Source organism: Agarivorans sp. 1_MG-2023 (assembly GCF_030548385.1).
Lineage (GTDB): Bacteria > Pseudomonadota > Gammaproteobacteria > Enterobacterales > Celerinatantimonadaceae > Agarivorans.
Genome location: NZ_JAUOSJ010000008.1, coordinates 136,503 through 151,413 on the forward strand (window position 1 = coordinate 136,503; position 14,911 = coordinate 151,413).

The 14,911-nt window shown below is 46.4% G+C and carries 13 protein-coding genes; all 13 read right to left on the bottom strand.

What is annotated here, in order from left to right; all coding sequences use genetic code 11:
* Window positions 1–31 precede the first annotated feature (31 nt).
* From ftsA to rsmH, 13 genes are read right to left on the bottom strand one after another with little or no spacing between them, the layout of a single operon-like run.
* Window positions 32–1,288, bottom strand: coding sequence for a cell division protein FtsA (gene ftsA / locus Q4592_RS13365; protein ID WP_137673684.1), 1,257 nt, complete (start codon window positions 1,286–1,288; stop codon window positions 32–34).
* The gene (locus Q4592_RS13370) at window positions 1,269–2,027 is read right to left on the bottom strand and encodes a cell division protein FtsQ/DivIB (RefSeq protein WP_303513891.1); all 759 of its coding nucleotides are present in this window, start codon (window positions 2,025–2,027) and stop codon (window positions 1,269–1,271) included. The genes ftsA and Q4592_RS13370 overlap by 20 nt, the downstream gene beginning before the upstream one ends.
* Window positions 2,027–2,950, bottom strand: a complete 924-nt coding sequence (locus tag Q4592_RS13375) for a D-alanine--D-alanine ligase (protein WP_303513892.1) — start codon at window positions 2,948–2,950, stop codon at window positions 2,027–2,029. Before Q4592_RS13375 ends, Q4592_RS13370 begins: the two co-directional genes overlap by 1 nt.
* Entirely contained in the window at window positions 2,950–4,404 is a 1,455-nt protein-coding gene (gene murC, locus Q4592_RS13380) for a UDP-N-acetylmuramate--L-alanine ligase (RefSeq protein WP_303513893.1), read from the bottom strand. Before murC ends, Q4592_RS13375 begins: the two co-directional genes overlap by 1 nt.
* On the bottom strand, window positions 4,405–5,490 hold the full coding sequence (murG, locus tag Q4592_RS13385) for an undecaprenyldiphospho-muramoylpentapeptide beta-N-acetylglucosaminyltransferase (protein WP_303513894.1): 1,086 nt from the start codon (window positions 5,488–5,490) through the stop codon (window positions 4,405–4,407).
* Complete coding sequence (ftsW, locus tag Q4592_RS13390) at window positions 5,483–6,691, bottom strand: cell division protein FtsW (protein ID WP_137673679.1); 1,209 nt, start codon at window positions 6,689–6,691, stop codon at window positions 5,483–5,485. The genes murG and ftsW overlap by 8 nt, the downstream gene beginning before the upstream one ends.
* A complete protein-coding gene (gene murD / locus Q4592_RS13395) occupies window positions 6,688–7,992 on the bottom strand; it encodes a UDP-N-acetylmuramoyl-L-alanine--D-glutamate ligase (protein ID WP_303513896.1) in 1,305 nt (434 codons plus the stop codon). The genes ftsW and murD overlap by 4 nt, the downstream gene beginning before the upstream one ends.
* Window positions 7,993–8,013: 21 nt before the next feature.
* Window positions 8,014–9,096, bottom strand: a complete 1,083-nt coding sequence (gene mraY / locus Q4592_RS13400; protein ID WP_137673678.1) for a phospho-N-acetylmuramoyl-pentapeptide-transferase — start codon at window positions 9,094–9,096, stop codon at window positions 8,014–8,016.
* Window positions 9,090–10,469 carry a UDP-N-acetylmuramoyl-tripeptide--D-alanyl-D-alanine ligase gene (gene murF, locus Q4592_RS13405; protein ID WP_303513897.1) on the bottom strand — a complete coding sequence of 460 codons (1,380 nt, stop codon included), beginning with the start codon at window positions 10,467–10,469 and terminating at the stop codon, window positions 9,090–9,092. The genes mraY and murF overlap by 7 nt, the downstream gene beginning before the upstream one ends.
* Window positions 10,466–11,941, bottom strand: a complete 1,476-nt coding sequence (murE, locus tag Q4592_RS13410) for a UDP-N-acetylmuramoyl-L-alanyl-D-glutamate--2,6-diaminopimelate ligase (RefSeq protein ID WP_303513899.1) — start codon at window positions 11,939–11,941, stop codon at window positions 10,466–10,468. The genes murF and murE overlap by 4 nt, the downstream gene beginning before the upstream one ends.
* Window positions 11,928–13,658: a penicillin-binding transpeptidase domain-containing protein gene (locus Q4592_RS13415; protein WP_137673675.1), complete on the bottom strand. Its 1,731-nt coding sequence runs from the start codon at window positions 13,656–13,658 to the stop codon at window positions 11,928–11,930. Before Q4592_RS13415 ends, murE begins: the two co-directional genes overlap by 14 nt.
* Window positions 13,658–13,975 carry a cell division protein FtsL gene (ftsL, locus tag Q4592_RS13420; protein WP_137673674.1) on the bottom strand — a complete coding sequence of 106 codons (318 nt, stop codon included), beginning with the start codon at window positions 13,973–13,975 and terminating at the stop codon, window positions 13,658–13,660. Before ftsL ends, Q4592_RS13415 begins: the two co-directional genes overlap by 1 nt.
* Window positions 13,975–14,910, bottom strand: coding sequence for a 16S rRNA (cytosine(1402)-N(4))-methyltransferase RsmH (gene rsmH, locus Q4592_RS13425; protein ID WP_303513902.1), 936 nt, complete (start codon window positions 14,908–14,910; stop codon window positions 13,975–13,977). Before rsmH ends, ftsL begins: the two co-directional genes overlap by 1 nt.
* Between the last annotated feature and the right edge of the window lies 1 nt (window position 14,911).

Genomic DNA, 14,911 nt, shown 5'->3' on the forward strand with positions numbered 1-14,911 from the left:
TCTCCGCTTGGTTTCTGCCAACTAGCAAAAACTAAAATTCACCTTTAAACCAACTGTGCAATCGCTTCGCGATATTGCCAACACTACTAATGTTCTTTACTTCAATTGGTTTTTCACTTTGGTTTTCCATTCCGTAATGCAACAAACCTACTGCAGTTGAGTAAGTGGGTGCTTGTACGTATTCTGTTAGGCCTGCTACGTTATTGGCAGAACCAACCCGCACTTGGCATTGTAAAATTTTCTCGGCGCATTCAACTACGCCCTCTATTTGCGAGGCGCCGCCGGTTAGCACAACCCCTGCACCTAGTTGTAACTTGGTTCCCTGCGCCTGCATATCTTCGGTTAGTTCGTCTAACTTAGATTTAATCATGCCAAACAACTCGCTGTAGCGAGGTTCAATAACCTCGGCTAAGGTTTGGCGTTGCAAGCTACGAGATGGTCGTCCGCCTACACTTGGCACTTCAATGGTATCGTCACGACTTACCATGCTACCTAGCGCACAGCCATAACGAACCTTAACCGCTTCAGCGTCATTTAATGGCGTACCGAATACCGTTGCTATATCTCGTGTCACCGAGTTACCCGCGAACGGGACTACCGAGGTATGGCGCAGTGCACCGCCAGTGTAAACTGCAATATCCATGGTGCCCGAGCCAATATCGACCACACACACTCCAAGCTCTTTTTCATCGTCGGTGAGTACCGCATAGCTCGACGCCAACGCAGAGAAAATAAGTTGATCTACTTTAAGGTCGCAGCGCTCTACACACTTAACAATATTTTTTACCATGTCGTTATGGCAAGCAATCAAGTGTACCTTCGCTTCCATACGCACACCGGATAAACCAATCGGGTTTTTAATACCCTCTTGAAAGTCGATGGCAAACTCTTGAGGCAGTACATGCAGGATGCGATGCTCGTCGGGCAATTTTACTGACTTTGCAGTGTGAATAGCATTGTCCACATCATCCTGCGTCACTTCTTCATCGCTAATGGGCACCATGCCTTTTTCATTCAAACAGCGAATATGGCGACCGGAAACGCCTAAGTAAACAGAGCTTATTTTGCAGTCGGCCATGAGTTCAGCTTCTTGCAAAGCGCGTTGCACAGTTTTGACCACAGAGTCGAGGTCATTCACTCCGCCTTTGTCCATGCCTTTAGCCGGATGACTGCCCACACCAATAATGCTCATTTCATTACTAGGCAATACCTCACCAATTAATGCGGTGATTTTTGCACTACCAATGTCTAAGCCAACTATTAGTTTTCTATCCGTTACTTTGGTCATTTGCTGCCAAACCTTCCTGTTTCTTCCATCCCACTGCAAAACCAGTGTCATAGCGTAAATCTATGTATTCCACAGCGTCTTGTTTAAGCTGTGGGTAAACCGCAACAAAACGCTCGATGCGATTAAGTTTGTCTTCTTTTCCTAGCTTGAGCACCATGCCGCCAGCCAACTCTACTTGCCAAGCGTGTCGTTCGTTTAACGCCAAGCCAACAATAATCAATTGGTGGCGCTGCAATACTCGCTGCAATTGCTCAAAAGTGGTTAATACCGCTCCAGCTTGTTCATCAGGCCCGCTTAAAGTGGCTAGTTTATTCACCACACGTTGTTGTGGTGCTTCAAATATTTGTCCTTGCTTATTGAGCAAAGCTGCATTGTTCCAACGAGCCACCACTTGCTGCTCTCGTAAGGCAATTGATAACTTATCTGGCCATTGCTTACGCACTGTAACTTGCTTTACCCAAGGCAATAGCTCTAGTTGCTGCTTCACCTCAGACACATTTAAACTGAAAAAATTACCCGCTTCAGGTAACGCCGCTAAGCTTTCTTGTAATTCGTTGTCCAATACATAATCGCGTTTTCCTGATACCAGTAAACGGTTCATTGGGCTTAACTGCTTATCGCTTACGCTGTTATAAACTGAGTACACCCCATAAGCTAAACTCAGCAGTACCAGAACAAAAAATACAACACCAGCCCAATAGGCGGTTTGCTGCTTTTGCTGGTCGCTTAGCGTCATCATTAATGCGCCAAATCCAAAATACTAACCACTAACTGGTCAAAATTAATGCCTGTTTGCTTTGCCGCCATAGGCACTAAACTTTTCTCTGTCATACCTGGAGAAGTGTTCACCTCTAACAAGTACCAATTACCTTGTTGGTCAGCCATAAAGTCTACTCGTCCCCAACCTTCGCAATCTACCGACTTAAAGGCTTGCATGGCAATATTTGCCAGCTCTTGTTCTGCTTGCTCGTCTAAGCCACTTGGGCAGAAATACTCAGTAGAGTTACTTTGGTACTTAGCGTTGTAGTCATAAAATGTGTGAGGCGTTTGCATTCTTATAGAAGGCAATACCTTATCTCCCACAATCGATACCGTGTATTCCGCGCCCGTGATCCATTGTTCAACCAAAACCCGCGAATCAAACTCAAATGCATTGGTAATCGCCTCTTCTAGCTGCTCTACCGTTTCCGCTTTGGCCATGCCAATGCTTGAGCCTTCTAGCGCTGGCTTAACCATAACTACACCAGATAAACGCTCTAAAATGCCGGCTGCATCTGTCGCTTGATAATCTTGTTTATCTACAATCGCGTAATCGGCGGTAGGCAAACCAATATTTTGCCAAATTTGCTTACAGCGAATTTTATCCATCGCTAGGGCTGCTCCCAATACTCGGCTGCCTGTGTAAGGCAAACCTAAGTACTCCAAAGCTCCTTGCAACGTACCGTCTTCGCCACCGCGACCATGTAAGGCAATAAACACATGGCTGTACTTGCGCTGCTTTAGAATATTTAGATCAAACCCTTTAGTGTCTATACCTTCAGCTTGAATCCCAGCTCTTAACAAACCAGCCAACACCGCATTGCCAGATTTTAGCGATACTTCTCGTTCGGCAGAGTCTCCGCCAAATAACACCGCTACACGATTCATACGTAAACTGGCCATTAACTGTTACTGCCTTTTAATTTATCGATACTCAGTTTTAACTCACCCAACTCGCGCGCTAATACACCAATATTTCCCGCACCTTGGGTTAACACCACGTCACCATCTTCAATCACATCGGCGAGCAAGGCGTTTAACTCGCTAGGTTGTTTAACGTAAATCGGCTCTAAACCACGTTGGCGTAAGCTTCTACACAAGGCTCGACTATCGGCACCAGCAATTACATCTTCACCCGCCGAGTAAACTTCAAGTAACAATAAGCTGTCTACTTGGGCCAATACATCAACAAAATCTTCGTAAAGATCACGCGTTCGGCTGTAACGATGAGGCTGAAATGCCATCACCAAGCGGCGCTCTGGCCAAGCCGCACGTGCCGCTTTTACTGTGGCCAACACTTCGGTTGGGTGGTGGCCATAATCATCGACTAACAACGCGGAGCCATTTCCTGTAGCAAACTCGCCGTATTGCTGGAAACGACGGCCAATACCGGCAAAGCTATTTAACGCTTCAACAATCGCGCTATCTTCGATGCCATCTTCGGTAGCTACTGCAATCGCTGCTGCAGCATTTAAAGCGTTATGTTCGCCTGGCATGTTCAAGGCTATGCTTAACTGCTCGTGACCAACGCGGTTTACCGTGAACGAACAACGGTCTCCCTGCTGAGCAAAATTCTCAATCCGAACATCAGCGTTATCTGAAAAACCGTAAGTGATAATTTGACGACCGATTTGCGGCAACAAAGTTTGTACGCCTTCGTCATCGATACACATTACCGCTACACCGTAAAATGGTAGGTTGTGCAAAAAATCGATAAACGTAGCGTGCAACTGCGCTTCGTCTCCACCATAGGTTTCCATATGGTCAGGTTCAACATTTGTCACTACCGCGACCATGGGCTGAAGATGCAGAAAAGAAGCGTCACTTTCGTCAGCTTCTGCAATTAGGTAACGACTTTTACCTAAGCGCGCATTAGTACCCGCACTGTTTAACAAACCGCCAATAACAAAGGTAGGGTCACGTTCTGCTTGACCATAAATACTGGCGATTAAACTGGTGGTTGTGGTTTTACCATGAGTACCGGCCACGGCAACACCATGACGGTAACGCATCAGTTCAGCCAACATTTCGGCGCGACGCACTACAGGAATACGCGCCGCTCGAGCTGCCTGTACTTCGGGGTTATCTTCACGAATAGCGGTAGAAACCACCACTACGTTAGCGCCCTGAATATTGCTTTCGTCGTGGTTGAAAAAAACTTCAGCTCCAACCGATTGCAAGCGCTCAGTCATCGCGCTAGCAGCTTGGTCAGAGCCAGAGATTTGGTAGCCTTCATTAGCCAATACTTCTGCAATACCGCCCATACCGGCGCCACCAATCCCTACGAAGTGAATGCGCTTCACTTTTCGCATCTCTGGAATCATGGTTCGTAACTTGGCTAATTCAACTTTACTCATCTAACTACTCTTTGTTAACGCTTGGCACACTGCGGCTACTTTTTCAGTGGCATTCACAGAGGCCTGCTGTCGAGCATTACGTGCGCAAGCTAAGCGCAATGCTGGGTCAGCAAATTCATGTAATAACGCCGCAATATTTTGCGGCAAAAAATCGCTTTGTTTTAATAAACGTGCGGCATTAGCTTTTACCAAAAATTGTGCATTCTTGGTTTGATGATCATCAACGGCATAAGGCAGAGGTACAAATAGTGCAGGAATACCCGCTGCGGCCACCTCTGACACCGTTAGCGCGCCAGCGCGACAGAGTATCACATCAGCCCACTGGTAAGCTGCAGCCATATCATCAATAAATTCAACTATTTTAGGTGCATCACTCAAATTTTCATCAAGTCCTTGGCACTGATAGGCATCAACCGCACTTGCCTGCTTATCTTTACCAGCTTGGTGCCAAATATTTAGGTCTAGACCACTGTGTTTAATACCCGCCGCAAGCTTTTCGTTAAACACTTGAGCACCTAAACTGCCACCAATAACCAAAAGATTATAATCAGTTCGGTCGGCCAGTTCTTTTTCTGGCAAAGTTATTACCGAGTGGCGAACCGGATTACCCACAACATCTGCATTTGGCAGCGCACCAGGAAAAGCCATTAATGATTTTTTGGCAATTTTCGCCAACATTTTATTGGTTAAACCTGCTGCCGCATTTTGCTCATGCAATACCAAAGGTTTGCCCATTAGCCATGCAGCAATGCCACCAGGGCCACTAGCAAAACCGCCCATTCCCAACACTACGTCGGGCTGAAAGCGCTTAATCACTGCTCGCGCTTGCCTAACAGCATTAAGTAACTTAAATGGTGCAGCAAGTTTGCGAAGTAAGCCGTTACCACGCACACCTTTGATGCTAATAAAATCGATCGGATAACCATGCTTAGGCACCAGTTGAGCTTCCATTCGCTCAGCAGTACCTAACCAAGAAATTTCCCAGCCTTGCTCTTTTAGGTAATCAGCCACCGCTAGCCCAGGGAACACATGCCCGCCAGTGCCGCCAGCCATAACCAATAACTTTTTCTGAGTAGTATCAACCATGAGCATCCCTCGTATAGGCCTGGCATTTTGCCAAACGAAGTTCGTGGTCGATTCTTAATAAAATAGCTACCGCAATAGACATCGCCAATAAACTAGAGCCACCATAGCTAATCAGTGGCAAGGTAAGACCTTTAGTGGGCACTAACCCAGATGCCGCCCCAACATTCACCATGGTTTGGAAGCTAAACCAAATACCGATACCGCAGGCCAAATAGCCTGCGAACGCTTGTTCCGCCAGTAAAGCGCGTTTACCAATGATCATGGCGCGTGATACCAGCAATATTTGCAATAACAACACGGCGCATACGCCAATAAAACCTAGCTCTTCGGCTAATACCGCAATAACAAAATCCGTATGTGCCTCGGGCAAATATTCTAACTTTTGAATAGAGTTACCTAAACCCTCACCCAGCCAGTCACCACGGCCAAAAGCCATCAACGATTGGGTTAATTGATAACCACTTCCAAAGGGGTCTTGCCATGGGTCTAAAAACGAAGATACACGGCGCATTCGGTAAGGTTCCGCAATCACCAAGGTCACTACCGCAACAATGCCGGTGAACATCAAACCGAAGAATTGAATCAGTTTTGCACCCGCTAAAAACAACATACCAACGGTGGTAACAAACATCACAATCACACTACCAAGATCAGGCTGAGCCAGCAGCAGTACCGCTAAGAAGAAAAACACCACAAGTGGCTTTAAGAAACCTTTTAAGTTTTCGCGCACTTGCTCATGGCGACGCACTAAATAGCCAGCCAAATAGGTAAACAACGCCAACTTAGCAAACTCTGCCGGCTGAATATTAATTGGCCCTAAGCCAATCCAGCGGCTACTGCCGTTAATGTTACGGCCAATAATCAATACTAAAACTAAGGCTACTCCAGCAAGCAACAACAACTTAGCATTATGCGACTGCCACCAGGCAATAGGAATTTGCACAACCACCGCAACCGCAGCCAAACAAAGGACCAAATAAATACCATGGCGTTTAGCAAAACGAAATGGGTCGTCATTTAGTGCAATACCTTCTGGTATTGACGATGAAGCCACCATGACCAAGCCAGTCACCATTAGGCACAAAGCCAACCAAAGTAACTGGCGGTCAAATAACAGCGGCTCTTGAGCGTCTTTAGTCTCTGGGTTCAATCTCAGCCAAAGGCTGCTAAACCAAGCTTGAGGTTTTGCCACTATATTCATAATGCCTCCACCAGTTCGCAGAAGTGCTGACCGCGCATTTCAAAGTTCTTATACATATCTAAACTGGCGCAGGCTGGTGATAACAACACTATATCTCCGGCTTTAGCTTGCTCGGCACACCAAGTAAAGGCTTCGTTGAGATCATTTTTTAATTGAATACTATGTTCGAGTTCTCGGAAACGGTGCTTGTCTTTACCAAAGGCCACTATTCCAGCTAACTTTGCAAAAGCGGGCGCTAACTCAGCTAACTCACCACCTTTACTATCGCCACCAGCAATCAACCATAAATTAGCCTTCCCAGTGCTCAACCCCTGAAGCGCAGCCAAGGTAGCACCTACATTGGTAGCTTTTGAATCGTTAATCCACGCAATATCGTTTTTACGTGACACTAACTGGCAGCGATGCGCCAAACCTGTGAACTGCTTAGCAGCCTCTATACAAGCGCCTAACTCTGCGCCTACCGCCTCTGCCAATGCTAAAGCAGCCAAAATATTAGCGTAGTTATGGGTGCCTACCAAAGGCAGTTCATTGGTATGAACTAAAATCTCGTCACCGCGCATTAGCTGCAGCTTATCAACACTTAAGCAATAATCTGCTATTTGGTTCACCGAAAAACTAAGCGTTGGATGAGAGCCGGTAATCGGCGTAGATTGCGCGTCATCCAAATTAACAACCGCCCATTCGGCACCCTTGTAAATTTTTTGTTTTGCCGCGATGTACTCCGCCAAACCTTGGTAGCGATCCATATGGTCTTCGCTAACATTTAACAAAGTCGCCGCTTTCGCAGTTAAGCTAGAGGTGGTTTCCAATTGGAAGCTAGATAACTCCAGCACATACAGCTCAACTTCATCGGCTAACAAGTCCAGAGCTGGCACTCCAATATTGCCACCAACAGCAACCTTCATCCCAGCCTGCTTAGCCATATCGCCCACTAAACTGGTTACCGTGCTTTTGCCGTTAGATCCGGTTATCGCCACAATCGGTGCCGCGGCATAGTGGCAAAACAGCTCTACATCGCCAATCAGCTCAATTCCCGCCTTGGCTAAGGTCTGTAGTTCAGGCGTAGCCAAAGCAATTCCAGGGCTAACAATAACAACATCGCAATCAAGTAGCTTAGCCAGTGGTAACTCACCGCATACTACCTCTAAGTGTTCAGGAAGCTGAGCAAGACCAGGCGGTTGTTTGCGGGTATCACATACCAACGGTGATACGGCATGCTTGAGTAAAAAGCGCACGCTACTAAGGCCGCTGGCGCCAAGGCCAACAACTGCGTAACGTTTATCTAGCTGCAATCTACTCACTGTATTCACTCGTTCCTAAATTTATCGAACTTTTAAGGTAGCTAAACCAATCAATACCAAGATCAAAGAGATGATCCAAAAGCGTACAATCACTCGTGGTTCCGGCCAGCCTTTAAGCTCGTAATGGTGATGAATGGGCGCCATACGAAAAATTCGCTGTCCGCGTAACTTGTAAGAACCCACTTGTAAAATTACCGACACCGTTTCCATGACAAAAACACCGCCCATAATCACTAGTAACAGCTCTTGGCGAACCAACACCGCTACCGCACCCAGTGCAGCACCAATGGCTAGCGAACCTACATCGCCCATAAATACCTGCGCAGGATAGGTATTGAACCAAAGAAATGCCAAGCCAGCGCCCACCATGGCCATACACACAATAACTAGCTCACTAGACTCAGGAATGTATGGAATGAACAAATAGCTAGAAAAGTTAACGTTACCGGTTAAATAAGCAATTAGCGCAAAGGCCGATGCCACCATTACGCTCGGCATAATGGCTAAGCCGTCTAAACCGTCGGTTAAATTTACCGCGTTGCTGCTACCCACAATTACCAAATAAGTCAGCGGAATAAACAGCCAACCCAATTGAGGCATTATGTCTTTAATGAACGGCAGCACCAGCTGAGTTTGCGCTGCGGAATCAGCACTCCAGAACAAATACACAGCAACAATAAGCGCAACCACCGATTGCCAAAAATACTTCCAACGGGCAATTAATCCTGCAGGATCTTTACGTATAACTTTGCGGTAATCATCAACAAAACCAATGGCACCGTAACTACCAAAAACAAACAACATTACCCATACATAAGGGTTATCTAAACGTGCCCACAGTAAGGTAGATAAAAAAACTGAAGCAATGATCAATACACCGCCCATCGTCGGCGTGCCTGACTTGCTTAAATGCGACTCAGGACCGTCGTTACGGACTGTTTGGCCAATTTGTAGTAGTTGTAAACGACGAATCAGTTTTGGCCCCATCCACAAACCAAATACCAAAGCCGTTAACGCACTAACAATGGCGCGAAAGGTTAAGTAACCAAATAGCGAAAATCCACTAAAGTATTGCTGCAGATATTCCGCCAACCAAACTAACATTCCAAACCCTTCTTATAATATTGCTGTAACTGTTTAACGACATTTTCCATGTGGGTCGAACGCGACCCTTTCACAAGAACAAGCGAGGCTTTACCGGCTTGCTCCTCTAAGCTTTTAATCAACTGCTTAACTAGCGTGTCATGGCTGTCAAAACCTAGTGAGGACTGACCAATTTCAGCCAGCACCTCGTCAAAAGACGCGCCATAAGAATACAAGCTGATGTTGCTGTCAAGCGCTCTGCTCACTAAGTCTTTATGTACTTGTTTAGTTTGCTGCCCCATCTCTCCCATAGCACCAGCAATGAGGAAGCGCTTACCTTCAAAACTTGCCAGAATGTCCACCGCAGCATTAAATGATGCTGGGTTTGCGTTGTAGCTATCGTCGATCAAATTGATAGACGCACTCAACGATTGAAGGTTCACCCTGCCGGGCACTTTCTCAAGCGAGGCCAAGCCTTGTTGAACGTGCTGCAAATTAGCCCCCATAGCCATAGCTAACGCCGCAGCAGCAACAGCGTTTTTAACATTATGCTCACCGGCTAAATTTATTTGAACATCAACCTGCCCTAGAGGGGTATGTAAACTAAATCGACTGCCTGTTAAGCCAATCGAATTGATGTTGCTGGCAAAGAAATCGGCTTGCTTATTGTCCAAAGCAAAATGCTGCACGGCAGCTGGGCTTGCGGCTTTATCAAGATAAGCTTGATATTCAGAACCTAGCTCACAAATAGCGGTTTGCTCAGCGGTTAAGTCCAAAAACAATTCTGATTTTGCTTTTAGCACGCCATGTTGGTCGCCAAAGCCTTCGATGTGAGCGTCAGAAACGTTATTGATCAACGCTGCTTGAGGCTTAACTAAGTTAACGGTGTAGGCGATTTCACCAATATGGTTTGCCCCCAACTCCAAAACACCCACTTGATGCTGAGGCTCTGCACGCAATAAAGACAGCGGAACACCGATGTCATTGTTAAAATTGCCTTTAGTGGCTAGCACTTGTTTTGACTGAGTCAAAATAGCACTGCACATTTCTTTTACTGTTGTTTTACCGTTACTGCCGGTAATCGCACAGCACGCTAGGCCTAGTTTCTCACGTAAGTAACTGCCTACTTGCCCTAAAGCAATACGGCAATCCGCCACCACTAATTGAGGCACATTTATCGCTAGCTTACGCTCTACAATTAAGGCTATAGCGCCTTGTTCAAGCGCTTTATCGGCAAATTCATGGGCATCAAATCGCTCCCCTACTAGGGCAATAAATAACCCCTTAGGCATTGCTTGGCGAGTATCAGTACTCACCTGCTCAATGGTTAAGTCTTGGCCATGTAGCTGGGCATTTAACGGGGCTTGTAATTCAGCAAGCGTTAATGGAATCATACGGATGCCCCCACTAACTGCTGCACTAACGCACGCTCATCATAATCTCGTACTTCTGCACCAATAATTTGATAGCTCTCATGGCCTTTACCGGCCACCAAAATAATGTCTTTCGCGCCACTTTGTTCAATCGCTTGAGCAATAGCAGCCGAGCGTTCATGGACTACCGTTACTTTCTCCGAATGCTGAAAGCCCAACAGAATGTCTTCTACGATTGCGTTAGCATCTTCAAATCGTGGGTTATCGTCAGTCACTATCACTTGATCCGCTTTTTGCTCTGCAATGGCCGCCATTAGTGGCCTCTTACCCTTGTCACGATCACCACCACAGCCAAAAATACAAATAAGCTTGCCATGACAATGCTGACGCAGCGCGCTTAGCGCTTTATCTAGGGCATCAGGTGTATGTGCATAATCCACTACCACAGAACACTTACCCGTAAACAGTTCCATTCTTCCGGGCACTGCATTTAGCTTTGGTAGCGACCCAATAATATCGGCAAATTCAAGGCCAATATGCTGCAAACAAGCTATCGCCGCTAATAAGTTGTCGGCATTAAACCGCCCTAATAGCGGGCTTTGAAAATGCACTTTTTCATGGCTGGCATCTGGGCTGAGTAAATAGCCACTCGCCCCTAGTTCACTGAACTGTAAATCACCAATTTGCCAAGCGGCTCGGCTATCTTCCAGAGACAAGGCTTGAGCGCTTGGATAATGCTGTAATAACTGCTTACCAAAGCCATCATCGGCATTGATTAATCGACACTCTAAACTTGGCCAATCAAACAAAGCTTGCTTGGCGCGACCATATTCCGCCATGCTGCCGTGATAATCTAAATGGTCACGGCTTAAATTTGTAAAAATAGCTACCTTGAAAGGGACACTCGCCACACGTTGTTGCACCAATCCGTGAGAAGAAATCTCCATCGCTACTAACTTGAATCCCTGCTGGTGCATCTCTGCTAGTTGGCGTTGAATTGTGATTGCATCAGCAGTGGTATTCTCGCTGGCGATCAACTGCCCGGGCTTACCATTACCTAAAGTACCGGTTACCGCTGCAGGTACTCCATTTAAGTTGGCTAAATTAGCAATTAAATGAGTAACGGTACTTTTGCCGTTTGTGCCAGTCACCCCAACCAGTGTTAGAGGGTTACCATCAGGGAAATAGGCCGACGAAGCCAATTGTGACAACTGACGATTTAAACGCCAAAATTGAATGCAAGGCACTTTATTTAACCACGAGATATGGCCATGATCCTTTTCATCATCCGCGTCGATAATGACCGCTACAGCACCCGCATTAATGGCTGCTTCAATATAATTTCTACCGTCTACTTGATGGCCTTTTACCGCCACGAAGATGTCACCAGAGGTAATCTCTCGGCTGTTAAGCGAGAGATGTTTAAAACTAATGTCGGGTGCAACCGAAATAGCAAATCGGGCTAACAGGGCAGATAAATCAGGTGTTGCCATTGCTGCCTCCATTTAGCTGTACAACTTTGCTGTTGTTGTCGTCAGGGGCTACATTTAAATACTGCAATCCACCCTGCATCACTTTTGAAAATACCGGTGCAGCAACATCGCCACCATAATAACGGTCATTTTTCGGCTCATTAACAAATACAGCAATGGCCAGCTTGGGGTTACTCACGGGGGCTACACCAGCAAAAATAGCAACGTAGTCATCACCATAACCACCACGCACCGCTTTACGGCTTGTGCCAGTTTTACCCGCAACACGATAGCCAGGTACCGCAGCTTTTTGCCCAGTACCGCCATCTTGAATTACCGACTCCATCATCTCTAAAACAGCTTGAGCCTTGTTTTGCTCAAACACCCGCTCTCCGGTAGCCGCTTGTTGTAACTTAATAATTGACGTTGGACGGAATACGCCGCCAGAGCCCATGGTTGCATAGGCTTGTGCTAACTGTAACGGCGTGACCATCAAGCCATAACCAAAGGATAAAGTAGCTAACTCGAAATCTGACCAGCGGCGACGCTGCGGCATTTGACCGCCAGACTCACCCACTAAACCTAGGCCTGAGTCGTTACCAAATCCCACGTCATAGAAAGTATCTAACATACCTTCTACGCCCACTTTAAGAGCTAATTGACTTGTGGCAACGTTGCTGGATTTTTGAATAACCTTGGTGAGGCTGATTTCTCCGTAGTTCCGTGAGTCTCGTACACGTCTACCGCCAATCTGCATCCAACCTGGGTTCGTATTGATCATGCTGGTCGCGCCAATGTGGTCACGCTCTAAAGCCGCAATCACCGATAGCGGTTTTACGGTTGAACCAGGCTCGTAACTATCGGTAATCGCGCGATTGCGATAGCGATAACTTTGAAATTCGTTACGGTTATTAGGATTGAACGACGGGCTGTTAGCCATCGCTAGCACTTCGCCAGTATCAATGTCTAATACCACCACACTGCCCGACGTAGCTTGAGTATCTGCTACTGCTTTCTTGAGCTCGCGATAGGCAATGGCTTGAATTCGTTGATCGATACTTAAGGCGATGTTTTGAGCTTGTTTCGCTTGATGAATTACCGCTAAATCTTCAACCACTCGGCCAAGGCGATCTTTACGTACTTTACGCTTGCCCGGCTCACCCGTTAACCAGTCATCGTAGCTACGTTCAATGCCTTCTAAGCCGTTATCGTCAATGTTGGTAAAGCCAACAAGGTGAGCACTCACTTCACCGGTAGGGTAAAAACGACGTGACTCAGGCTTTAAGTAGACACCTTTAATTTTGAGTTTTTCTACGTACCCTGCCACTGCGGCACTGACTTGGCGTTGCAGATATACAAAGCGACGTTTCGGGTTACTAACCCGTTGCTGCAGGCTATCTACATCGGTATCAAGTACTTTGGCAAGAGCAACCCAGGCTTCTTTGTTTTCAAAACTATGTTGATCAGCAACATGCTTAGGATCGGCCCACACCGCACGAACCGGAACACTAACAGCCAGTTCGTTGCCTAAACGGTCGGTAATTACGCCACGTTCAGCGTAACCCGTCTTGGTTCGAATAGAACGTAAATCGCCTTGCTCAATTAACATATCAGGCGCAATTACTTGGATATAGGCAGCGCGACTAACCAGAGCGGTAAACACCAGGCAAACTACTGCCATCACTAGCACAAAGCGCCAATGAATAAACAGTCCATGTTTGTTTGCTTTACTGTTCATTACTGCCTTATTACCACTTGATCTTTAATTTTAGGTCGATGCATATCCAAGCGTTTCTTGGCGATGCTCTCAATGCGGCTGTGTTCAGCCAAGGCATTCTGTTCAATTAATAGGTGTCGCCACTCTACATTTAACTCGTCACGGCTCATCATCAACAACTCACGTTGCTCCACAAACATACGAGTATGGTGAGTGGCCCATACCACGCAAAAAGCCGATACTACGGCGGCAATTAACAACAAAAATTGCTGTTTGTTACGCCACAGGTCTTTTAACATTGCCCGTAACAAATTGGGCTGGCGATTAAGCTCGCTCATTACAATCGTCTAGCTACTCGCAATACTGAACTGCGCGAACGCGGGTTCACTTCTATTTCGGCGGCACTAGGCTTGATAGCACGACTCACCGCTTTTAAGTAACGGCCACTAGCCAGTTGCTCTTCGGTTAATGGCAAACCTCTTGGATATTGCTCACCCTTTTCTTGCTTGCGAATAAAGCGTTTTACCATTCTGTCTTCTAAAGAATGGAAGCTAATTACCGCTAAACGTCCATCGGTAGCAAGGCTATTCATTGCGCCCAATAAAGCAGTGTCAATTTCATCCAACTCACTATTTATATAGATGCGTATAGCCTGAAAGCTACGGGTAGCAGGATGCTTAAATTTGTCTTTAACTGGGCAGGCTTCATCAATAATCTTGGCTAACTGCAAGGTACCGGTAAGCTCGGTTTCCGCTCTAGCATTCACAATGCCGTGAGCAATACGTTTGCCAAACTTTTCTTCGCCAAAGGTTTTTATAACCCAAGCAATGTCTTCTTCGGCCGCGTGAGTTAACCACTGTGCAGCCGTTTGGCCCTGCGAAGTATCCATGCGCATATCTAATGGGCCATCACGTAAAAAGCTAAAGCCACGCTCTGCATCGTCTAACTGCGGTGAAGACACACCAAGATCGAGTAATACGCCGTCTATTTTTTTGGCTAAACCTAGCTCAGTAATGTATTTCTCTATCCCCGAGAATGGCCCATGAACAATTTGAAAGCGCGGGTCGTTAGCAAATTGCTTGGCCGCTTCAATAGCTCGAGGATCACGGTCGATAGCAATGAGTCGCCCGTTTGGGCCTAATTGCTGCAAAATAGCGCGACTATGTCCACCTCTACCAAAGGTGCCATCTACATAAATACCATCTTCTTTAATGGCTAAACCGTCGATACATTCCTGCAGCAGTACCGAGGTATGGGCAAATTCAGTACTCATG

Coding starts and splice junctions, on each gene's coding strand:
- ftsL (WP_137673674.1), bottom strand. CDS start 13,975: ATGAGCGAGCTTAATCGCCAGCCCAATTTGTTACGGGCAATGTTAAAA.
- ftsW (WP_137673679.1), bottom strand. CDS start 6,691: ATGAATATAGTGGCAAAACCTCAAGCTTGGTTTAGCAGCCTTTGGCTG.
- rsmH (WP_303513902.1), bottom strand. CDS start 14,910: ATGAGTACTGAATTTGCCCATACCTCGGTACTGCTGCAGGAATGTATC.
- mraY (WP_137673678.1), bottom strand. CDS start 9,096: ATGTTAGTTTGGTTGGCGGAATATCTGCAGCAATACTTTAGTGGATTT.
- Q4592_RS13415 (WP_137673675.1), bottom strand. CDS start 13,658: ATGAACAGTAAAGCAAACAAACATGGACTGTTTATTCATTGGCGCTTT.
- Q4592_RS13370 (WP_303513891.1), bottom strand. CDS start 2,027: ATGATGACGCTAAGCGACCAGCAAAAGCAGCAAACCGCCTATTGGGCT.
- murE (WP_303513899.1), bottom strand. CDS start 11,941: ATGGCAACACCTGATTTATCTGCCCTGTTAGCCCGATTTGCTATTTCG.
- Q4592_RS13375 (WP_303513892.1), bottom strand. CDS start 2,950: ATGGCCAGTTTACGTATGAATCGTGTAGCGGTGTTATTTGGCGGAGAC.
- ftsA (WP_137673684.1), bottom strand. CDS start 1,288: ATGACCAAAGTAACGGATAGAAAACTAATAGTTGGCTTAGACATTGGT.
- murF (WP_303513897.1), bottom strand. CDS start 10,469: ATGATTCCATTAACGCTTGCTGAATTACAAGCCCCGTTAAATGCCCAG.
- murG (WP_303513894.1), bottom strand. CDS start 5,490: ATGGTTGATACTACTCAGAAAAAGTTATTGGTTATGGCTGGCGGCACT.
- murC (WP_303513893.1), bottom strand. CDS start 4,404: ATGAGTAAAGTTGAATTAGCCAAGTTACGAACCATGATTCCAGAGATG.